Genomic DNA, 21,327 nt, shown 5'->3' with positions numbered 1-21,327 from the left:
ATACAGTCAATGAGAATGATTAGAATTCTCAGTGGCGGATGTGCTCTTGATGCGTCCATGAATGATAAAACCCGGAGCGGCGCCCCGGGCTTTATCCTTTTACATCTTCCTATCTCAGCTTTTCGGTGTACGCAACCAACTGGGCAGCAAATGCGTCCAGCCTTTGCTTCAAATCCTCGGCTGTAACGGCGTACCGTCCATTCTCAAGTATAAAATCGCTTTTGCAAGACGCCACCTGCATGGGGATCGCCACGCCCAACAGTCCCCTCACGACAATGCGCAGATGATCGATCGGCTGCGTACTGCGGATGCCGCCCCCATTGCCTACGAGCCCCACCGGTTTGTCCCGGAACATATCCATATTGAGAATATCCAACGCATTTTTCAGGACACCCGAATACGAATTGTGGTAATTGGGCGACCCGAGTACAAATGCATCTGCTTGCCCGGCCAGCCGGATCAGCTCGCGAGCGGTTTCATCGGGGTGCTTTTCCGGTTCATAGTGATATTTCGGATCGGCGATAGGCAGCGGACGTACCCGTAAATCCCAGACATTCGCTTCACAGCCTTTTTCCCGCAGCCGTGCGGCGATCTCCTCAATCAAAGCCGTTGTATGCGCAGGCTCCGCTACACTTCCCGATATGAGCAAAATTCGCATCAGATCATTCTCCTCTCTTATTGATGCTCAGATACCGCAAGTCAGCTCCCGCACAGGCAGGCAAAGGCATCAGACACATTGCCGACGCTGGAGCGGAGGGCCATCACCTTTCCCAACATTTCGTTGGGGGTCCTCAGCTGCAGAACAGTCGTCAATGTCGTGCCGGATATCGTATTTCCAAAGCCTTGGATCAACGCCGATAGAAATGTTTAAATCTTTTTTGTCAACAGCCAGCAACGGGATGCTCGCTTGAATAGCCGGAAAGAAAAAGGCCCGCAGGCAGGTCATGACAAAGCTGACGATCATGATGTGCTCCAATGTCAACACATCGGCAGCATGAGCAATGGGAATGGACAAGGTAAGCAATCCCCGTGTCCAACCGCAAAACAGCATGATCGCTTTGCGGTCTACTCGATCGACAATGACACCGCCTATGATTCCGAGAAAAAAATAAGGAATCTACGGAGACAAACAGCACCGCTCCCGCTCCCAGTGCACTGTCGCTGTATTGCAGGGACAGCAGTGTCAGTGCAAGCGTATAGACCGATGTGCCGAAAATAGACGAAGCATCTGGAAACCAAAGCAGTTTAAGATTGCGCTTCACGATTTTTCCTCACTTTTACTTATGTAGTAACTCCTTTACTGTCATTACATTGCTCCAGATGTCTACTCCAGCTAAACTGCCTTGCCTTTTGCAGCTTCTGATACCTTTCCTCGTTTTCAGCACTTAAAATGTCCGATATTTCTAACAATTATATCCGTACTGCTATTTAAAGTGAAGGCGCTTTTATGCGCCTTCACTAAACTCTCCCCGTCAAATCCCGTCAAATCTTCCAGCGTATCCGATCATCGACGAAACAAAAAATTCCACTCATCGCTTCTAAACAAAAAAGCCAATAGCGAATCAAGCGTACAAGTATACAATCTCATCCCGGTCCTTCCGGTAATCCACCAGCATGTCCTTGCCGTCCAGATACCAGATTTCATCCTCTACGATGTAAAAGGTAATGCCGTTCACTTCAGTGGAGAGACCGATATTGTCCGGCTCTTCTTTGGTGAATCCCATGGAAAACGAGTCCTGAATCGTGCTGCTGCCGCCATAGCGGGCAAAAAAACGAACGTAGTCCCCCGATTGAAAGCCGCACTCCTCCTCGAACCAGGCAAGTGCCGACTGTGTAACTGTTAGTTTCATGCGCTAGCGCCCCTTTCGGCAAAAGGCTGCCGATGGAATAGGTGATGCAGAAAAAGAAGACAGCTGTTTTCCCCATGAAAAGGCCCTTCTGGGAGACAAGTGGACGTACCAGAGAGGAATGCGCCTTCTATGCAAACAGAAAACAGCCTGGATCAAACTTTGCTATACATACAGTATAGGCAACTTACTATACTATTTCAATCATTTAGTTTATAAATCAACCAAAAAATGATGAGCTCCTTCACAAGGGTCGGATGGTATGAACCCAAACCATTCATTGGTCCAAAGCTTTATCACCTGAAAGCGCACTCTTTCTGCCGGACGAGAACACATTCGCCCCGACAACCCCGATGAGGATCAAAGCGCCGCCAACGACATGGAAAATCTCCACTCTCTCGTTTAACCAGATCACACCCGCAATTATCGTTACCAGCGTCGATATTTGATTGCATACACTCATCTTGGAGGCTTCGATATGCGACAAGGCATAATTGGACAAAAAGGAGGTAACGAGCGACGACAGCACGCCCAGGTACAGGACGCTGACCAGAAAGGACGGATTCGCCAAAGGCTGAAAGAAAGCGGCGAGCGTCCCCGCCGAGATATGGCTGACAACGGACATGCCGTTGAAAAACAGGAAGCCGAACACGGTCATTGCATACGTGACATCCATGTAGTGGTGTTTCTTCACAACCTTGCGGGCCATCACGCCATAAGCGGACAAGGAAAGAGCGGACAAAAACACCAAAACGGTTCCCGTCAGATTGGCGGATTGCGGGTCGACCCCTTTGGAGGCGAAGATGTAAACCACTCCCGCTACGGACAACAACGTAAACACCTTTTGCATCCCATTCGTATACTCCTTTAGGAAATAAGCGGCCAAGATCATGGTGAAGATCGGTACGGTAGCCTGAATAATCCCTGCCTCCGATGACGACGTATAGACCAGGCCAAACGCCTGCAGAGCAAAGAAGATGACGGGATAGAACAGTGCCACAGGCAAAAATGAAACGATGTCCCGCAGCGTGGTCCGCAGCCTGACCCAGCCCAGCAGAACGGGAATCGAAGCCGCCAGAAACGACAGGGTAAACCGGTGAGCCAACGTATCCAGCGGATCGCTGATCGCAAGCGCCACCTTCACGAACAAAAACGACAATCCGACGATAAGAGCGTTCAACACCGCCGCCAGATACGCTTTTTGAATTGTCTTTTGTGTCATATGATTGCCTCCTCATGCATGGCGTAACTGTGATTTCATGACCGGTCATGGCTCTATCGTAAATGGCAGGCACGTGTGCTACAATTCAAAAAAAACAAATCTGTATCGGTACAGATTTGTTCTGGAGTGAGATGATGCACAAATATTTGCAGTTGCTAAGCGAGCTGGAATCAAAAATCGAAAGCCGCCAATGGACAGATGGAAATAAGCTTCCCTCCATCAGGGTCCTTGCAGACAGGTATGGATGCAGCCAAAGTACAGTTATCCGCGCTCTGAATGAACTGGAGAGGCGCCACGTCATCTATTCGGTCCCGAAAAGCGGCTACTATGTAGTGAAGGGGGCGCTTGCCTCACCCAAGGAAGGTACTGGCGTCATCGACTTCGCTACTTCCGCTCCGGATCGCAGCGTCTTTCCCTATCTCGATTTTCAGCACTGCATCAACAAGGCCATCGACACTTACAGCGGCGACCTGTTCGTGTACGGGACACCGCAAGGACTGGATACCCTGATCCAGGTTGTCCAAAAGCAATTTGCCGATTATCAGGTTTTTGCCAGCCCGAAACAGATCTTTATTACCTCGGGCGTTCAACAAGCCTTGGCCGTTCTCGCTGGGATGCCTTTTCCCAACCGAAAGTCAAAGGTCGTCCTCGAGCAGCCCGGCTATCACTTGTTGATTGAATACCTTGAGACGCACAACATCCCGGTCGTAGGTGTAGGGCGAACCGCAAAAGGACTGGACCTGGAGGAGCTGGAGAGAATTTTTCGCGGAGGGGACGTCAAATTTTTCTATGCGATGCCGAGATTCCACTCTCCCTTGGGTACGTCTTATACAAAACGGGAAAAGCTCGCCATCATCGAATTGGCCGAGAAATACGACGTGTTTGTCGTAGAAGACGACCACATGGCCGATTTTGAACAAGACAGCAAGGCGGACCCTTTGTTTGCCTACGACAGGTCCGCCCGCGTCATTTATTTGAAAAGCTATTCGAAAATCCTTCTGCCCGGCCTGCGGGTGGGAGTCGCCGTTGTCCCGGACCAGTTGGTCGATGTCTTTCAGCGGTACAAGCGATTACTGGACATCGATACCTCGATGCTGTCCCAAGCAGCGCTTGAGATCTACATCAAAAGCGGGATGTTTGAGCGGCACCGGCACAAAATTCGCGCGTCCTACGCCAGGAGGTCGAACGTATTGGCAGCGTCGATCAAACATCATTTCGGGCCATTGAGCGACATTTCCGCTATCTGCGATGCCAGCCAGCCGATGATTCATACCCATGTTGCGTTGGATCGGAGCATTTCCGTCCCGAGAGTCATTTCCCTTCTGAAAAAGAAAGGCGTCGTAATCGAGCCGATCGACAAGCATTATTTGACTGCCTATCCAAAAGAAAATCTCCTGAAGATCAATGTGTCGAACACAAAGGACGAGGATATTGACCAAGGAATTTGCCGCCTGGCGGAAACGGTCAAAAAGCTGGCGAATACAAAGCGCAGATCAGCTGCCCGCGATCAGTGACAGCCGGCTTACTTGACAGGCGTTTCTTTTTTCACCGGAAACCAGCCTTCGACGGTCATGATGCGCTCCCACAGCGGATCGGGAATTTCCAGTTTCTCCTGGTCGTTTGGACCCACCGTGGTGGCGATTTCGTCCTCTTTGCCGTCCATCACTTTTTCCACCCATTCCGGTTCGATAATGATTCCGCGTCCCAGCGCGATCAGCGGCACTCCCGTCTGTCTGGCGGCCAGCACATCGTCTGCCGTATACAAGGAACCGACGCCGATTACCGCCGTGCGATCACCGATCCGCTCTCGTATCTGCTCGATTCGCGTGCGGGCCGAATCGCCGCCCCGTCTCGGCTTGGACCAAAAATCCTGCAGCGACACATGTAGATAGTCGAGTTCCTTATCTGCGAGAGCGTCCACCAAAACGAACGTGTCGTCCATCGTAATTCCCTTTTCATATGGCTCTTCCGGTGAAAAGCGATATCCTACGAGGAACGGGCGGTCTGCGTGTTTGGCCACCACTCGCTTTACCTCGTCTACGACGGCGAGCGGAAAGGCAAGGCGTTTTTCCAGGCTGCCTCCCCAGCGGTCCGTACGGCGGTTCGTATGGCCGGAGAAGAATTGCTGGACCAGGTAGAAGTTGGCGCCGTGAATTTCTACACCGTCAAAGCCGGCTTCGATGGCGCGGCGGGTCGTTTCTCCGTATGCGCGAATGATCTCCTGAACCTCTTCATCCGTCAGCGCACGGGGAATGGGCGCATTGTCATCAGCGACTTCACTTGCGCTGACGATCTCTCCTCCGGGAACAAGCTCCGGCGGAGCCATTCGTCCGGCATGAAATATTTGCAGGACTGCCTGCGCTCCCTTTTCCTTAATGGTCGAAGCCAATCGGCGCATGCTCGGGATCATTTCGTCACTGGTTCCAGAAAATTCGCCGGGGAAGCCCTTGCCGTTCTCTGTCACATAGATGCAGGCGGTAATCACCATGCCCACGCCGGTAGCGCGACGGGAATAGTAGCGAAGTTCCGCATCGGAAACGGTCCCGTCGTCATTCGAAGAATAATTGGTCAGCGGAGCCATGACGATCCGGTTTTTCAATGTGATTCCGCTGCGAAAAGTAAAGGGTTCAAACAAAGGCGTATATTTTTCTTTCATGTACCGTACACTCCCAACATATTTCGCTATTGTGTCCAATTTGGCTTTTGCTCTCCAATCACTGCTCGCGTATCTCGTCCCTCCAGGTCCGCCCGAGTCTCCCCATCATATTCTTGCCTGGGATCCAGCCTTTACTCCGCTGCAACCTGTTTTACGATCTCAAAGGAGCGCAGGCGAGCCTGATGATCGTAAATCGCGCCGTTGATGATGATCTCGTCGGCTTGCGTGGCATCCAGCAGCTCCTGCAGCTTTTCTTTGACGACCGCGGGACTGCCGATAATCGACGCCCGCAGTTGGGCATCTATGCTCGCTTTCTCATAATCGGCCCAAATTCCCTCCATGCTCTCGACCGGCGGCTGAAATTTTTGCGGACGGCCTCTTACCAGGCTGAGGAAATTGAGTTGCTGCGAGGTTGCCAGACGTTTCGCCGTTTCATCGTCATCCGCTGCGATCACGTTTACCCCGACCATCGCATACGGCTCCTCCAGCACTTCGGATGGGCGGAAGGCACTCCTGTACAGCCGGAGCGCCGGCAAGATATTGTCCGGCGAAAACTGGCCCGCGAAAGCGAAGGGCAAGCCCAAAAGACCCGCCAACTGGGCATTATACAGACTGGAGCCCAAGAGCCAGATCGGGATGTTCATGCCTTCGCCGGGAACAGCCCGAACGCGCGGCCCATCCGAACCCTCTGTGGAAGTCGGGTTCAAATATTCCCGCAGCTCCGCTAGCTGTTCCGGGAAGTCTTCACCGCCGCTCTTGCTGTCTCGGCGAAGCGCGCGGGCCGTGAGGTGATCCGTACCCGGCGCTCGCCCCAGTCCAAGATCGATGCGGCCCGGAAACATGGACTCCAGTGTGCCGAACTGCTCGGCGACGACGAGCGGGGCATGGTTGGGCAGCATGATGCCGCCGGAACCGACCCGGATCGTCGAGGTGCCTGCCGCCACATATCCAATCACCACGGACGTCGCGGAGCTGGCGATTCCCGGCATATTGTGGTGCTCAGCCAGCCAGTAGCGGTTGTACCCCCACTTTTCCGCATGCCGGGCCAGATCCAGCGTGTTTCGGAAGGAATCGGCCGGTGTCCCTCCCTCCAGGACAGGCACGAGATCCAGTACGGAAAGCGGGATGTCGCGAAGCTGTTTGTTTCTTTCAGTCTGCTTGGCCATTGTTTTCATCCTTTGCTATGAGAAGATCGTTCCCCTGATCATTCTTACAAAATTACATATCTGAATATCTAGATTTATAGATGATAGAACATCCGCATACATGGCTGGGTCTCGCAGCAACGCGGGAAACACATCCATGTACATTTCGGCTGTCTGGACAGGCAGCTACAAGTCGTGTTGGATAAACGCAGCCAACTCTTTCAACTTCTGCTCATTTCGCTTGTAGTAGGTCCACTGGCCGTATCGGTATACTTCCAATAGGCCTGCCCGCTGAAGTGTCAAAAGGTACTGGGAAACGGTCGATTGCGATAAGCCAGCCTTTTCCTGAATGTGGCTTACACATACCCCGATTTTTCGGCAATCTCCTCCTTCTTGCGGGGGGAAGTGTTTCTCCGGTTCCTTCAGCCAGTCCAGAATTTGCAAACGCGTTTCATTAGATAAAGCCTTGAAAATGAGAAGGGGATCCATGCCCTTTATTATATCTTTATATCCCGATAGATCAATGCAGCAAGTGTAGGCAAAAAAAAAGAGAGGGCTCCCCCCTCTCAGCGTACATCCAGCAACACTTTTCCCGTACTCTGCCTGCTTTCTACCCACTCGTGGGCCTTGGCCGCCTCGGCGAGAGCAAAGCGTCTCCCGACTTTGATCTTGAGGCGCCCATCCGCCAAATACGGCAGCACCCGCTCCGCTGTCTCGCGCAAAAGCTGCGGCCGTTTGCTGCGGGTCGTTCCCAGGCTGAAGCCCAGCACGGAGCGGCAACTGGTATGCAAATCAATTGTTCTGATTTGTCCGACTTCCCCGCTCGCATTTCCAAAGTGAACCAGCCGTCCGTATGGAGCCAGACATTCCATGCTCTTTTCCGTGACCCGGCCAGCGATCGAGTCCAGAATAACATTCGCGCCTTCCCCATCGGTCCATTCGTTTACCTTTTCGGCAAAGTCTTCTCTATCCGTAAAAATCACATGATCGGCACCGGCCTCCAGCGCGATCGCCGCCTTGCTCTCGCTGCCCACTGTCCCGATGACCTTCCCTGCCCCCAGCAGCTTCGCTAGCTGGATTGCGGTCGTACCAATGCCTCCCGCCGCGGCGTGGATCAGGACGGTTTCTCCCTTTTCCAGCCGCGCTACATCAGCGAGGAGCTTGTAGGATGTAAACGAAACGATCGGGCAAGCTGCTGCGGTGTCAAAGTCGAGCTGGTCCGGAATAGCAAACGTGAGGTTCTCGTCGGCAACGATATACTCCGCGTAAGAGCCGTTGTGAGGGAATGCGATGACGCGCTGGCCCACATGCAGCGACTGCACCTCGGAACCGACTCTCTCAATCACGCCGGCTGCGTCGAGACCGGGAATAAACGGCAGATTTCCTCCGCCCTTTTTTCCGTAGCGCGATTTGATATCCGCAAAATTGACGCTCGTTTTTTCTACCCGGATCAATACCTGCTTTGGGTGTATGGACGGCATCTCGACTTCCGTATACACCATGCCCTCGGTTCCGCCAAAAGCTGTGACAAGAACTGCTTTCATGTACCTCTCCCCCTTTTGCCGCATTGGATCAAATGGAATTTCGTTACATTCCGATGAGGCTCTGTTATTATAGTACTAGACACCTTGTTTCAGGAGTGATCGCATGCTTGCCGAAAAGCTGTTTAGCAAAATATCCAGCTTGTTATTTTTGTCTACGCTTGCGATAGCACTGGCTGGATTTCCCCAATCCACACTCTCCGTCTATTACGCGATCCTGATGCCGCCTTTAGGTTTGGGACTGTCGTTGGTTGGAGTCTACCTCGGTGAAAAAGGAGTGCTTCGATTCATCGGTATCTGGGGAAATGCTGTTCTTCTCGTTTTTTCTGCCTTTACTTTGTTTACCTATACTTTATTTGTTTCTCTTTGGGGGAGTCTGTAGACAACGCTCTTTCTGTTGCACCTACAGACTCCCTCGGACTTGCGGAGCCAACCCAAACCTTTTTGCCGTTTTCTTACTGGTATACCGCGCCAAACTGAGCCTGGTGCAGCCGGTGGTAAATGCCGTCCGCAGCGATCAGCTCCTGGTGCCGTCCCTGCTCAGCAACACCGTCTTCATTGACCACGACGATTCGGTCCGCATTTTTGATCGTCGTCAGACGGTGCGCCACGACGAGGGTCGTACGCCCCTGGGACAGCTCGGAAAGCGACTGCTGGATCGCCAGCTCCGTCTCTGTATCCAGCGCCGAGGTGGCTTCATCCAAAATAAGGATCGGCGGATTTTTCAAAAACATGCGGGCGATGGCCAAACGCTGTTTTTGTCCGCCGGAAAGCTTCACGCCCCGCTCTCCGATCACAGTATCCATCCCTTCCGGCAGGTTCCGGATCACGTCATCCAGACGGGCTCGTCTCGCTGCTTCCCAAATCTCGTCCATACTGGCATCGAGCTTGCCGTACGCGATATTTTCCCGAATCGTCCCCGAGAACAGGAATACATCCTGCTGAACAATCCCGATCTGCTTTCTGAGCGAAGCTAAAGTCATCTTGCGGATATCGATTCCGTCGATGGTAATGCTGCCTTCATTCACCTCGTAGAACCGCGGCAAAAGACTGCAGATCGTCGTCTTACCCGCACCCGATGGCCCGACGAAAGCAACGGTTTCTCCGGCGCGAATGGACAGGTCGATGTTTCGCAGAATGCTCCTGCCCTCTTCGTACCCGAATGTCACCCCGTTGTAGCGAATATCCCCCTTCAGGTTTGCCACTTCAATCGCATCGGGCGCATCTGCCACATCCGGTTCTGTGTCGAGAATCTCTACATAGCGTTTAAACCCGGCGATTCCCTTCGGATAGCTCTCAATCACCGCGTTGATTTTCTCGATCGGGCGGAAAAAGACATTGGTCAACAGCAGGAACCCGACAAACTCTCCATACGACAGCTCGCCTCTGATCACAAACCACGTACCGCAGATCATGACAAACAGGGAGATGAGACGCATCATCATGTAGCTGATCGACAAGCTTTTGGCCATGATTTTGTATGCGAGCAGCTTTGTCTGGCGGAACTGCTGATTATTGACGGCAAACAGCTCTTTTTCGTAGGCTTCATTGGCAAATGCCTGAACCACGCGAATGCCGCTGACATTGTCCTCCACCCTCGCGTTGAACTCACCCACATCGCCAAACAAACGGCGGTATGTCTTGGTCATTTTTTTGCTGTAAACAGTCGCAACGACAGCCATCAGTGGAACGACCAGGAACGTTAAAATCGCCAGCTCCAGATGAATGTATGCCATCAGTCCGAATGAGCCGATCAGTGTCATGACCGCGATGAAAATATCTTCGGGTCCGTGGTGGGCAATTTCCCCGATCTCGTTCAAATCATTTGTGATCCGGCCGATCAAATGCCCTTTTTTGTTGTTGTCGAAAAAACGAAACGACAGCTTCTGGAGATGCTCAAACAGCTTTCTTCGCATATCTGTCTCGATGTTGACCCCGAGCATATGTCCCCAATAGGTGACGATATACTGGAGGACCGTGTTCAGCGCATAGATGGCAAGCAGGCCCAAACATGCCAAAAGAATCAGCGACCAGTCTTTGCCGGGCAAGAGCTTGTCGACGAACTGATTGACAGCCAGCGGAAAGCCAAGCTCAAGCAAGCCGGCGATCACCGCACACGAGAAGTCCAACAAAAAAAGTCCTTTATAGGGACGGTAATAAGAGAAAAAGCGCTTGATCAATTTGGGATCACTTCCTTCCTGCTTCGTTACCTTTGCGATACATGCTATCATACCAATCTTCCCAAAATTTGAAAATGGAGTTCTCGGCTGGCAGTTTTGAAAAGGGGAGCGATTGGCTTCTGGTCAGTGTCACGGCAAAAAGGCTGCCGAATCATCGGCAACCCGCTTTCCTCTGTTTTATCTCTCTATACGTTTTATTCGCGTATTCAGTTATGTTCAGTCCCGTATTTATTGCTTCAAATCCAATACTTCATCCGGATCGGCCACGTCTCGCCCGTAATATCGCTTTGCACGGAAGTTGTGGATTTCCTGGCAAGCCTTCGCCATTTTTTCCAAAATGACCTCTTGCGGCTCGTCCTGATCCGGACTCCAGTAGTAAATCTTCATCTCGTACGTCTCGCCGCTGTCATCCTCCCGGCGGTACTGGATCCGGTCCGCCTTTACAAACCCGTTTTTCCGATAAAAGTTGACCCGTTTCCACGTGTCCTCGTCTTCCCGGTCGATCGGCTCCACTTCGAGGATGATCGTCTTTCCTTTTTCTTTCAGCCGGTTGAGCAGCTTGGTTCCGATCCCTTTCCCTCTCGTCTCCGGGTTGATCAGCAGGTAATCGATGAAGAGAAAGGTCGGAAATTCCGCATACAACAGCAGATAGTCCTCTGTCTCTTCCTTGTGGTAAACATCCTTGTCCTCGATCAGAGCCTGCAGCTGGCGCGGGTCCTTCATCTCCTGCTCAGGAAAATATTCGCTTAAACGCTCGTACCATTCCATGACGACTCCCCCACATTCGATCACTCTAACTATCTGTCATAGCATTTCCATGAAGAAACGATTCCACTCGCTTTGGAGAGAACCTTCTGCAATATAAAAGCCGCTTGCTGTGAGGTAGACAATCCAAAAAAGAGGACGCTCCATAGCGGATTCGCCCCCCTTCATGGCACGCAGCGCTGGATGGCTCTAGCGTATCCGGGCAACTGCTACGACGAGATCTCTTTGTCTATTGGATCTGTCGGTTGCTGAAAGGCTGTCGGATTGGCCTTCTTCCAAATAAAGTAACAAATCGTGATCAGGATCAGCCACGGAAAACCGAGCCTCAGCGTGTCCTTAAACTCCGGCTGAAACCAGGTCGACAAGACGACAGACGCAAGCAAAACGGCTCCCAGGACACTCAAATACGGATAGCCGATCATCCTCACGGGCAGCTTTCGCCCCCCCATTTGCTCCCATTTCCGGCGGAAGAACAGGTGCGTCACGAATACCATGAACCAGGCGAACATCGCACCGAAGCTGGAAAGCGAGATCATGACGGCAAAGGAGCTGTCCGGCACCACCATGCCTACGATCGTCGCAATTGCAATCCCGATCGTAGACAAAGCAAGCGCCTTTACCGGAACGCCTTTTTTGCTCAGTTCGCCCAATTTTTTCGGGGCAAAGCCTCCACGGGACAGCGAGAATACCATCCGGGTCGAGATATACAGCTGGCTGTTCATTGCCGAGAGAGCTGCCGTCAGGACGACGAAGTTCATAATTCCTGCTGCGCCCGGAATGTGGATGAGCTCGAACACCTTTACAAATGGGCTCCGATCGCTTCCCGTCTCGTTCCAGGGCACGATCATCAGCATCAGGGCAAGCGTCAGGATGTAGAAGAGCACCAGCCGGACAACAGCTGATTTTAATGCGATGGGTACGGCCTTCTCCGGTTCCTTTGCTTCCCCGGCGCTGACCGCGATCATTTCGATGCTGAGGTAGCTGAACAGCGAGATGAAAATGGCAATCCACATGCCCCAGAATCCATTGGGGAAAAACCCGCCGTTGGCCGTGAGATTCTGGATGCCCATTTCCGGATGGCTGCTGCTCCCGAATACGACAAAGGATCCCAATACGATAAACAGGATAATAGCCGTTACTTTAATCATAGAGAACCAGTATTCAACAGTACCGAACAAATTGACACTGGTTGCGTTTACATAAATGAGGACGGCGGAGAAAATCAAAATCCAGACAACTCCCGGCACAGCGGGAAACCAGTATTTCATGTAGACGGACATCGCTGATACCTCGGTTCCGACCGCACACACCAGGCTGAACCAGTACGAATACCGGACTGTAAAGCCAGCCCACGGGTTGATATACCGCTCGGCGTGTGCTCCGAATGAGCCTGTGGTGGGATGAGCGACCGTCATTTCAGCCAGGCAGCCCATCAATAGCAGAGCAATGACTGCGCCGATCAGATAGCTGACGATGACACCGGGACCGGCGAAGCCGATTGCCATCCCGCTTCCGAGAAAGAGCCCGGTTCCGATCGCTCCGCCGATGGCAATCATCGTGAGCTGGCGGGTCGTCAACCCGCGCTGCAGCCCTTTCTCCCGCTCCATAATATCTTGAAAATGAACGTTCTTCTCCGACATCGCAGCTCCCCCTTTTTCCAAACGCTAGGCAACCACACTGCACGTATTTCCGAACTTTTCGCGAAATTCATTGCACATGATCTTCCGGGCGTAGAGCTCTTCGGCAAAGCATTTGGTCACGGGTAACGTTGAATTCGCGATAAGGCCCTCCTTTCATCTTTTCATGCTTCGTTTGCAGCATCTAATGTGAACTCAAGATTGCTTCTCTTTGGTGACGCCGCCAACACCCCAGTGCGTGGGCGGAACTTCGGACACAATTACGCGCACCTGTTCAGGTCTGACCTCCAGGCTTTCGACGACAGCTTCGGTGACACTCGCGATCAATCGGGCGATTTGCTGTTTGTCTCTTCCTTCCAATACCTGAATCTGTACTATTGGCATGAATCCACCTCCTATTCGGCAGTTGTCAGGAAGCAAGGCACAGTCTCTCAACGAGCCGGGCAAATATGCCGACCCCTACGGCCAAGGCATCCTCATCAATCGTAAAGCGCGGATGATGATGGGGAAAAGTGATGCCCTTCTCTTTGTTGCCTGCCCCGATCAAGAGAAAGCAGCCGGGGGTTTTCTGCTGGAATGAAGAAAAGTCTTCCGCTGCCATAACCGGTGCCATCCGTTCGATCGCATTTTCTCCGCAATACTCTCGTACAGCGGCTTCTGCCTGCCTGGTCACCTCCTCATCGTTTATGACTGCCCGGTATCCAAAATCGTAGCGGAATTCATAAGAAGCGCCGTGGGCTTCCGCGATCCCTTTTACGATACGCTCCATCAGCGGAGGGACTTGTTCGCGAAACTCAGGCTGAAAATACCGCACCGTCCCCAAAATTTCGACCGTGCCGGGGATGACATGAAAAGCCGTTCCAGCCTGAAACTTCGTAATCGACAGAACCAGCGTTTCCAACGGATCGGTATTGCGGGAAACGATCTGCTGGAGGTTGCTGACGACTTGGGCGGCAACCGCGATACTGTCAACGGACAGATGGGGCATTGCAGCGTGGCCGCCTTTTCCATGAATCCTGATCGTAAAAGAATCGCCAGCGGCCATAGCCGGACCGTAGAGAATACCAATTTTGCCGTATTCCAAAGGGGACCATAGATGGGCGCCGACGATCATGTCTACTCCGTCCAGCACTCCTGCACGAACCATCTCTTCTGCCCCGCCCGGCGGCGACTCTTCCGCGTGCTGAAAGAGAAAACGGACCTCACCGTTCAGCCTGCTTTTGCTTCCGGACAGTATTTTGGCCGTCCCCAGCAGCATTGCCGTATGGCCGTCATGACCGCAGGCATGCATGACGCCAGGATTTTGCGAGACAAAATCAAACGTGTTTTCCTCCGCAATCGGCAGGGCATCCATATCGGCCCGAATGGCGATGACCGGTCCCGGCCGTGCTCCGCGCAAACGGGCCATTACGCTTGTTTGGGTCGGCCTGGACAGTTCCAATCCTCCAAATGAGGTGAGTGTGTCGCAGACGAACTGGGCTGTTTTTTCCTCCTGGTAGGACAGCTCTGGATACCGGTGCAAATACCTGCGCCATTCGATGACCTCCATCTGAATCTCGTCGACCAGCCTGCGTAGCTGCTCTGCTGCCATTCAGGCACCTCCCCTCTCCGCGAGTTTTTGTCAGTTGGAAACGAAGAATATCAATCGATAGCGACGTTTTTTGTACGACAGTATCGAGCAGCATTTGTTCTTGTTCCGTTGGCTAGGATTTTATTATAAGCTTCCTCAAAAGCACGTACAACACACTATTCAGAATATTCTAACCCAAAATTTGTATGCTCATTTCCAGAAAAGCAAACGGTCAACCGGTACAATCCGGTCGACCTTCAAAGGAATTGCATTACATTTTTCTGTTGGCCGCTTCCTCCCCAAATGCCGGAAGTGGCAAACACGCCGGAGCTTGTCATATGCACCAGTCAAACGCAGCCGTCCAAACCGAGCCGTCTAAACGCTGCCGCCAAACTCGATCAACCTATTCGTCCTGCTTAGCGTACCAAAAAAGCGCAAATTCTGTCATGACCGAGGCGTGGCCGATTTGCCGCAGCATGGCGGAAATATTGCCGCGATGATACGTGCCATGGTTTACGACCTGCAAAACAATTTCGGCATAGCTCGTTTTCCGGAACCCTGCATATGGATTGTCAAGCTCGATCGTCTGGTCCATGTTGTCCTGCCTGCTGAAAAATGCTTTGTACCGCTCCGACAAGTCTGAAAACAACGCGTCCAGCTCCTCGATGCTTTTGGCTTCCGCCTGTTCTATCAGCTGATTGGCAGATGCCAGCGCTTCATTCATGCTTTTGCCGGAAAGAATGTCATACCAACAGTGATCGACCATATAAATATGGGACATTACTTTTGAAACGGAAGGAAAGACGCTTTGCATCTCCATCGTGTATACGTCTTGGGGCAGTTGTTTTAAGTGATTGAAAATGGTTTGATTTGCCCATACATGGTAGTCGTACATATTGAATACAAGCTTTTCCATAATAGTTCCTCCCTTTTTCGGAAACCCATCGTCTGCATCAGTATGTAGCCATCATAAAACAGCTTCCCTGACATCGGCGGTCAGGGAAGTTTTGATCATCTATATTTTTAATTTTGAGCCGGCTTTGCATCATTTCTCCCGCTCAGTGAAACACAAGCGAGGGCGGCAACCAATCCGAGCCCTACAATCAAGCTCGCCAGCCACGGATTGTAAAGGACGGTTGAAGCCGCATTGACCATGACTCCCCCTGCTCCCGCTCCAGCCGCCAATCCCAAATGAATAATCGATGTTTGCAAGGAAAGTACGAGATTCGCTGACTGAGGGGCCTGCTGAATAAAGAACGTTTGAATCGCAGGAGCGGTCGTAAACATGGCAAGCACGATGACGGCTATCAGGAGGCAACCGATTGCCGGCGATGAGGAAAACAGAGGCAAGAGCGCCAATGATACCACATGAACAGCCAATCCGATCAAAATCATCCGAACAACTCCCCACTTGTCGACGACAAATCCGCCCAATCGCGACCCGATCACGCCAAATATGCCAAACACGAGCATCAGCATACCGACCGTAGAGAGCTTCATCTGCAAAATGGACTGCAAAAACGGCGTCAAATACGTAAACATGACGGAATTTCCCGATTCCCTGAAAAAAGTCAGGAACAAACCGCTTACGATGACGAGATTCCCCAGTACCTTAAACTGGTCTTTGAACGAAACGGGAGCGTCTCCCTCAATCTTGGGGAACCTGCGGAAAATGACAACCATGACAAGCAGACTGAAGAGGCCCAATATGAGAAAAATGGCTTGCCAGCCAAGCCAGCCGGCAATGGCTATCCCGATCGGCACTCCCAATACCATCGCACTGCTGAACCCAAGGATGACCGTTCCAATCGCGCCGCCCATTTTTTCGGCAGGCACCAGTTTTGCGACAGAGCCGAGTGCGACGACAAGATATACGCCCGAGCTTGCACCCAGGATCATTCGAGATACCATCAGGGTCGCATACTGGGCGCTAGCAAACGAGACGAGACACCCGAGGATAAACACAGCAAGTGAACCAACCAGAACCTGTTTGCGCTCCATACGGGACGTAAACGACACAATGATCGGGGTTCCAATCGCAAACGCGAGCGAATAAGCGGTGATCAGCTGCCCCGCCAGAGCGGTGGATATATGCAATTCTTCGGCGATGACATTCAGGATTCCGGATACCACCAGTTCAGAAGTCGCTGTGAAAAAAACGCCGAATGCAAGAAGGTAAACATACAGTTTCTTCATCATTGTTATTCCTTTCTGACCTATTCACGGGCTTTTGGTCGATGATCCTGTTTCGGGCGCTGGCAGGGATTTCTGCCGCTTTCGTCACCCCGCAGGTCTGGGCGGCTATCCCCGCGCTTGTTCCCCTCAAAACATCATGAAGGCGATGGGAATTGCCACAGCAGGTTTACAGCGATATGCTTCGCCCTTTCGCTGCTCTTGTGGGCAAGCAGCGGTGTACTGAGGTCCGTTGCAGCAAAAGAAAACGCGGCCTGAAAATAGAACAGACACATAGGCTAGGTATCATGCCGCTCACAAAAAGCGGCTGATAACAAGCAATGCACCGGGGCTTGCGCGATTTGGTCTTCGTTTTGCCAGGGTTTTGCCCGAGTTTTGCCCGGTTTCTGTTTGAACCAATCGCACAAGCCCCGCTCCCTCTGCCGACTATTTCATCGATTTGGAATGTGATGTGGCCTGAACCTTTCTCACGGGCGCATTCTTCCCTACCATTACGGAAAGCACGACAATGACAGAGGTTGCTATCGTGAAAAGCGTGATCGATTCGTTCAACAAAAGAGCGGAGAACAGAATCATCAAAAAGGGCTGCAAATACTGCATCTGGCTCACCCGCGAAATTCCCCCCATGGCAAGGCCGCTATACCACGCTACGTATGCCAAAAACTGACTGACGACGGCAAGGTAGATAAAACTGATCCAGGCTTTCAGGGGGGCGTGCAGCATTTCCCCTGTGACGTTCATCAGGACAGGGACGACGATAAACGGAACCGCAATGACTAGTGCCCAGGCTATTACCTGCCAAGCGCCCAAGTCCCGTGCCAGCAGCCCTCCCTCGGCATAGCTGAAGGCGAGGATGATGACTGCCGCAAGCAGCGCGAAATCGGCATACTGCAATTGGCCGAATCCGAGGTGGAAGGCGTACGCGATAACCGCCAGAAAGCCTACCACACTGGCCACCCAATACTTGAAGGAAGGAAGCTCTCTTGCGCGAAGCATGGCGCAGCCTGCAGTAGCCAATGGCAACAAGGCGACGACTACGGCTCCGTGAGAAGCAGGCAATCTCTCCATCGCCCAGGATGTGAGTAAAGGAAAGCCCAGGACAGCACCGAGAGCGACGACAATCAGTCCTTTAAACTGTTTGGCAGACGGAAGCTTCTCCCTCCGAATCAATAAGACAATCGCAACCAGGACCGAAGCGATCACCGTTCTTCCCAGCCCGACAACTGTGGGGCCGAAATATTCGACCGCTATTCGCGTGGTCGGAAGCGTTAAACTAAAGCAAAACACCCCGATTACACCGAGCAACAACCCTAGCCGTTCTTTCTTTTCCTGTTTTTCTCCCAGCATGACAATCCCCCACTTTTTGCTCGCAGCCGGGGGTCAGGCATCTGTCCCCCGTTTGCCCAAGCTGCAAGCGAAATAAATGAACTGTACCACTCCAAATTTTCATACATTGCTTCCAAAGACATGTCAGAATAATTACACTATAGGGGAGACAGACAGCGATTGAAATCGCGCTTTTCCTCATCTGTCCTGGTACAGAATCGGGAGGTTTACCTTGTGGCCGCAAAATACGAGATGATTATGAGCGTAATCAAGCAGCAGGTGGCAAACGGAACAATCGGTCCCGGAAGCAAGCTTCCCTCGGTCCGCATGCTGGCCGACCGATTTTCCTGCAGCAAAAATACCGTCATTCAGGCTTACAGCGAGTTGGAAAAAGAGCATCTGGTGTATTCCGTTCCGAAAAGCGGGTACTATGTGGTGAATGAATACCGCTCGCCGCATGATGAGCTTACAAACAAAAAGGTTGATTTTTATTCCGCCGGTCCGGACAGGGAAGCGATGCCTTACATTGAGTTTCAGCATTGCATCAACCAGGCCATCGACATTTACAAAGAAGAGCTGTTCAGTTATTCCGATCGCCAAGGCTTTTATTCCCTGCGCCTCCAGCTCATCAAATACTTGCAAAATCTGCAGGTGTTTACAGATCCGGAGAGGCTTTTCATCACGTCGGGAGCGCAGCAGGCTCTCCATCTGCTGGTGTCTATGCCATTTCCCAACGGCAAAAGAAATATCCTTATGGAACAGCCAACCTACTTCGGGTTTATAGAGGCAGTGGAGCTTCAGAACGCCACGGCATTGGGCATCGAACGGACAATGAAAGGACTTGATCTCGACCGTTTGGAATATATGTTCCGAAACAATGACATCAAATTTTTTTATACCGTCCCGCGGTTTCACAATCCGCTTGGTCACAGCTATACAAATGAAGAGAAAAAACAGATTGTGAAGCTGGCGCAAAAATACGATGTGTACATCGTTGAGGATGATTTTCTGGGCGATCTTGATCCGAACCCCAGGCATGACCCCATGTTCTCCTACGATCCTTCCGGGCGAGTGATCTATCTCAAAAGCTTTTCGAAAATCATGCTGCCCGGACTAAGACTTGCCGCCGTCGTCCTGCCCAAGCTCATGATCCACACATTTTCGCGCCATAAATTCAGTGCAGATTTCAACAGCTCCGCACTTTCTCAAGGAGCCTTGGAAATTTATTTGAAGAGCGGCATGTTCCAGGGACACATCAAAAGAATAAAAAAGCTTTATCAACGAAAGATGAAGCTGCTTCAAGAAGCCTGCGACATCCACTTGCCCCCCGGCGCTTCCATCTCCAGGCCGACTTCCGGTTTTTATCTGGCCGTCTCTCTCCCTGAACATGTGAAGGCCGGGCGGATGGCCGATTTGCTGCTCCGGGCAAATGTCTACGTCGATGACGCGGTGCGCATGTTTTTGCCTGAATATCGCCAGGAAAATATGCTGCGCCTCTGCATCTCCCAGGTGAGCGAGGAGCAGATTGGCCGCGGGGTCGAACAAATCGCCCGGTGCATTGTCTTTCTTCAAGGGAAAAAGGATCATTTTCATTCCAGACCATCTTTGCTGCTGTAAGCCTGAAGCTGTACCCTTTTTTGGAAAATACAGGTTGTATCTGCAATCCATTTGCGTTATTCTAATGGCATCTCGCTTTTGAAGGGAATGATTGGCATGAAACGCCGGGCTTATTTTCCTTATGGAATGATGATGAACTAAATAGTGCAGATGGTGCTTCCTCTGCAGTTTTATAAGGATATCGCTGCTCATGGCTCCTATAAAAAGGGGGTTTATTTGCTTTGCAGATAAACCCGGCAACAATAGGCCGATAGAGACCGCAGGCGTTGTCTGCGGTCTTTTTGCGCCCAAAAACAGGCGTACGCAGAGATTACGGAACGAAAAGGCCGCGATTTTATCAAAATCCGGGCGATGCGCAAGCAAGGCAGTTGCCGTCATGGAACAGCGTTTTAGCCGTTATGCGATTTTATGCTTTTCCCAAACAAAAGGAGGTTTTGCTTCATGGAGCTGCAAAGCAAAAACTATACAAAGGCCCTGGACATTTTTCAGGATTGCAAGAACCACTTGTGTATTCACGGAGTGATCCATGGCCTCATACCCGGCCGAATTTTTATGGCGGATGATTCTGCTACGGCCATGGTGGCAAGCACAGAAGGAATATATCTGGGCGGCAATCCCGATAATGATCTGTTTTTACGGGAGATGAACAGCCTGTTACGACATGAGATTTTTCCCAAGCTTGACGCCGACGATGTGCTGGACTATGTCGTCTATTACCCGCAAAGCCCGCTGTGGGAAGCGAAAATGGATATCGTGATGAAAGATCTGTACGCGATGAAAAGCGGCAGAATGACTTTTTCTCACGATCTGGGCAACACGGATGCACCGCTTGCCGACAGTGTCATCCCTGTGGATCAAAAGCTGCTGGCACGCGAGGATTGCATCGGTGTGGACGACGTTTTGGAGGAAATCTCGAACCAATGGCCTTCGCTGGAGGCATTTCTAGACAAAGGTTTCGGATGCGTCGGCATTGAGGAAACAGAGCGAAGACCGGTCATTGTCAGCTGGTGCCTGACAGATTGGGTGGTCGGCAGCGAGTGCGAGCTGGGCGTTGAAACCGCAGAAGGCTACCGGGAAAAAGGCTGGGCCAAAAAGACAGCCGCAGGCGCTCTCGCACTGGCCCGGAAACGGGGCCTCACACGAGCAGGCTGGCAGTGCTGGTCCAGCAATGCAGCCTCTCGACGAACGGCCCTTTCTGTCGGATTCAAGCCGCTTGCCGAATACCCGGTCCTGTTCGGGTGGACGAATCCGCTGAACAATTTTCTCGTAAACGGCAATTATTACATGCAAGGAGACGGGACTGTGGGCACTCAAAAGGATTATGCCCGCGCCGCATGGAGCTACGCCCAGGCCCTTGACAAAGGCTGGGACTGGGACGGCATGGCCTCGCTGTATTGGAATGCGGCCTGCCTGTTCTACCGGATCGGCGAGAAGGAGCGCGCCAAGCATTATTACCGGATCGCTGTGGAGAAAGGCTGGGACGGTACCGAGTGCCAGACCGCCGCAGACTATGTGTACTCCGAAGCGGATTCCGCGGCCATAGCTCTGGAATTGGCGAAATAAAAACGCAGGCGACCGACGCATTGGCGCCGGAGAGCAAATCCCGGACTGTCCCTCCGTATGAATTT

20 protein-coding genes are annotated in these 21,327 nt (G+C 52.0%); 4 read left to right on the top strand and 16 right to left on the bottom strand.

The window, feature by feature from the left end; translation table 11 throughout:
* Nucleotides 1-109 precede the first annotated feature (109 nt).
* From NSQ24_RS02665 to NSQ24_RS02650, 4 genes are all read right to left on the bottom strand, one after another.
* Entirely contained in the window at nt 110-658 is a 549-nt protein-coding gene (locus NSQ24_RS02665) for an NADPH-dependent FMN reductase (protein WP_003392811.1), read from the bottom strand.
* A gap of 69 nt (nt 659-727) precedes the next feature.
* Complete coding sequence (locus NSQ24_RS02660; RefSeq protein ID WP_339168007.1) at nt 728-1,117, bottom strand: MFS transporter; 390 nt, start codon at nt 1,115-1,117, stop codon at nt 728-730.
* Between the two features lie 445 nt (nt 1,118-1,562).
* A complete protein-coding gene (locus tag NSQ24_RS02655; protein WP_003392817.1) occupies nt 1,563-1,850 on the bottom strand; it encodes a HesB/YadR/YfhF family protein in 288 nt (95 codons plus the stop codon).
* Nucleotides 1,851-2,124: 274 nt separating this feature from the next.
* On the bottom strand, nt 2,125-3,069 hold the full coding sequence (locus NSQ24_RS02650; RefSeq protein WP_122958028.1) for a DMT family transporter: 945 nt from the start codon (nt 3,067-3,069) through the stop codon (nt 2,125-2,127).
* A 134-nt stretch (nt 3,070-3,203) separates the two neighbouring features.
* Between NSQ24_RS02650 and NSQ24_RS02645 the strand changes: the two genes are divergently transcribed.
* Nucleotides 3,204-4,583 carry a PLP-dependent aminotransferase family protein gene (locus NSQ24_RS02645; RefSeq protein ID WP_122958027.1) on the top strand — a complete coding sequence of 460 codons (1,380 nt, stop codon included), beginning with the start codon at nt 3,204-3,206 and terminating at the stop codon, nt 4,581-4,583.
* An 8-nt stretch (nt 4,584-4,591) separates the two neighbouring features.
* Here NSQ24_RS02645 and NSQ24_RS02640 read toward each other — a convergent pair whose 3' ends face one another.
* The 4 genes from NSQ24_RS02640 to NSQ24_RS02625 all read right to left on the bottom strand — a co-directional run bounded on the left by NSQ24_RS02640 (nt 4,592) and on the right by NSQ24_RS02625 (nt 8,414).
* Nucleotides 4,592-5,725 carry an NADH-dependent flavin oxidoreductase gene (locus NSQ24_RS02640; RefSeq protein ID WP_122958026.1) on the bottom strand — a complete coding sequence of 378 codons (1,134 nt, stop codon included), beginning with the start codon at nt 5,723-5,725 and terminating at the stop codon, nt 4,592-4,594.
* 131 nt (nt 5,726-5,856) lie between these two features.
* The gene (locus NSQ24_RS02635; protein ID WP_003392825.1) at nt 5,857-6,891 is read right to left on the bottom strand and encodes an LLM class flavin-dependent oxidoreductase; all 1,035 of its coding nucleotides are present in this window, start codon (nt 6,889-6,891) and stop codon (nt 5,857-5,859) included.
* 165 nt (nt 6,892-7,056) lie between these two features.
* A complete protein-coding gene (locus tag NSQ24_RS02630; protein ID WP_003392827.1) occupies nt 7,057-7,359 on the bottom strand; it encodes a metalloregulator ArsR/SmtB family transcription factor in 303 nt (100 codons plus the stop codon).
* A 77-nt stretch (nt 7,360-7,436) separates the two neighbouring features.
* Nucleotides 7,437-8,414: an NADPH:quinone oxidoreductase family protein gene (locus tag NSQ24_RS02625; protein WP_172920442.1), complete on the bottom strand. Its 978-nt coding sequence runs from the start codon at nt 8,412-8,414 to the stop codon at nt 7,437-7,439.
* A gap of 103 nt (nt 8,415-8,517) precedes the next feature.
* Between NSQ24_RS02625 and NSQ24_RS02620 the strand changes: the two genes are divergently transcribed.
* A complete protein-coding gene (locus tag NSQ24_RS02620) occupies nt 8,518-8,793 on the top strand; it encodes a hypothetical protein (RefSeq protein ID WP_003392831.1) in 276 nt (91 codons plus the stop codon).
* A 73-nt stretch (nt 8,794-8,866) separates the two neighbouring features.
* Here NSQ24_RS02620 and NSQ24_RS02615 read toward each other — a convergent pair whose 3' ends face one another.
* From NSQ24_RS02615 to NSQ24_RS02580, 8 genes are all read right to left on the bottom strand, one after another.
* Nucleotides 8,867-10,591, bottom strand: a complete 1,725-nt coding sequence (locus NSQ24_RS02615) for an ABC transporter ATP-binding protein (RefSeq protein ID WP_024984283.1) — start codon at nt 10,589-10,591, stop codon at nt 8,867-8,869.
* A gap of 228 nt (nt 10,592-10,819) precedes the next feature.
* Nucleotides 10,820-11,359: a GNAT family N-acetyltransferase gene (locus NSQ24_RS02610; protein WP_003392834.1), complete on the bottom strand. Its 540-nt coding sequence runs from the start codon at nt 11,357-11,359 to the stop codon at nt 10,820-10,822.
* A 206-nt stretch (nt 11,360-11,565) separates the two neighbouring features.
* Nucleotides 11,566-12,996 (bottom strand): amino acid permease, encoded by a 1,431-nt coding sequence (locus NSQ24_RS02605; protein WP_339167188.1) that lies wholly within the window; start codon nt 12,994-12,996, stop codon nt 11,566-11,568.
* Between the two features lie 192 nt (nt 12,997-13,188).
* Nucleotides 13,189-13,377 carry a 4-oxalocrotonate tautomerase gene (locus NSQ24_RS02600; protein WP_003392838.1) on the bottom strand — a complete coding sequence of 63 codons (189 nt, stop codon included), beginning with the start codon at nt 13,375-13,377 and terminating at the stop codon, nt 13,189-13,191.
* A gap of 25 nt (nt 13,378-13,402) precedes the next feature.
* On the bottom strand, nt 13,403-14,584 hold the full coding sequence (locus NSQ24_RS02595; protein WP_327925712.1) for a M20 family metallopeptidase: 1,182 nt from the start codon (nt 14,582-14,584) through the stop codon (nt 13,403-13,405).
* Nucleotides 14,585-14,966: 382 nt separating this feature from the next.
* The gene (locus NSQ24_RS02590; protein WP_003392842.1) at nt 14,967-15,479 is read right to left on the bottom strand and encodes a DinB family protein; all 513 of its coding nucleotides are present in this window, start codon (nt 15,477-15,479) and stop codon (nt 14,967-14,969) included.
* 107 nt (nt 15,480-15,586) lie between these two features.
* On the bottom strand, nt 15,587-16,759 hold the full coding sequence (locus tag NSQ24_RS02585; protein ID WP_339167187.1) for an MFS transporter: 1,173 nt from the start codon (nt 16,757-16,759) through the stop codon (nt 15,587-15,589).
* A gap of 423 nt (nt 16,760-17,182) precedes the next feature.
* A complete protein-coding gene (locus NSQ24_RS02580) occupies nt 17,183-18,103 on the bottom strand; it encodes a DMT family transporter (protein ID WP_339167186.1) in 921 nt (306 codons plus the stop codon).
* Nucleotides 18,104-18,316: 213 nt separating this feature from the next.
* Between NSQ24_RS02580 and NSQ24_RS02575 the strand changes: the two genes are divergently transcribed.
* Together NSQ24_RS02575 and NSQ24_RS02570 are read left to right on the top strand one after the other, a co-directional pair.
* Nucleotides 18,317-19,699, top strand: a complete 1,383-nt coding sequence (locus NSQ24_RS02575; RefSeq protein WP_339167185.1) for a PLP-dependent aminotransferase family protein — start codon at nt 18,317-18,319, stop codon at nt 19,697-19,699.
* A gap of 441 nt (nt 19,700-20,140) precedes the next feature.
* Nucleotides 20,141-21,262, top strand: coding sequence for a GNAT family N-acetyltransferase (locus tag NSQ24_RS02570; RefSeq protein WP_339167183.1), 1,122 nt, complete (start codon nt 20,141-20,143; stop codon nt 21,260-21,262).
* Nucleotides 21,263-21,327: the final 65 nt, after the last annotated feature.

The organism is Brevibacillus sp. FSL L8-0520 (genome assembly GCF_037963895.1).
Taxonomy (GTDB): domain Bacteria; phylum Bacillota; class Bacilli; order Brevibacillales; family Brevibacillaceae; genus Brevibacillus; species Brevibacillus borstelensis.
The sequence above is the reverse complement of the archived record's forward strand: the minus strand, read 5'-3'. Positions and strand labels throughout refer to the sequence as shown.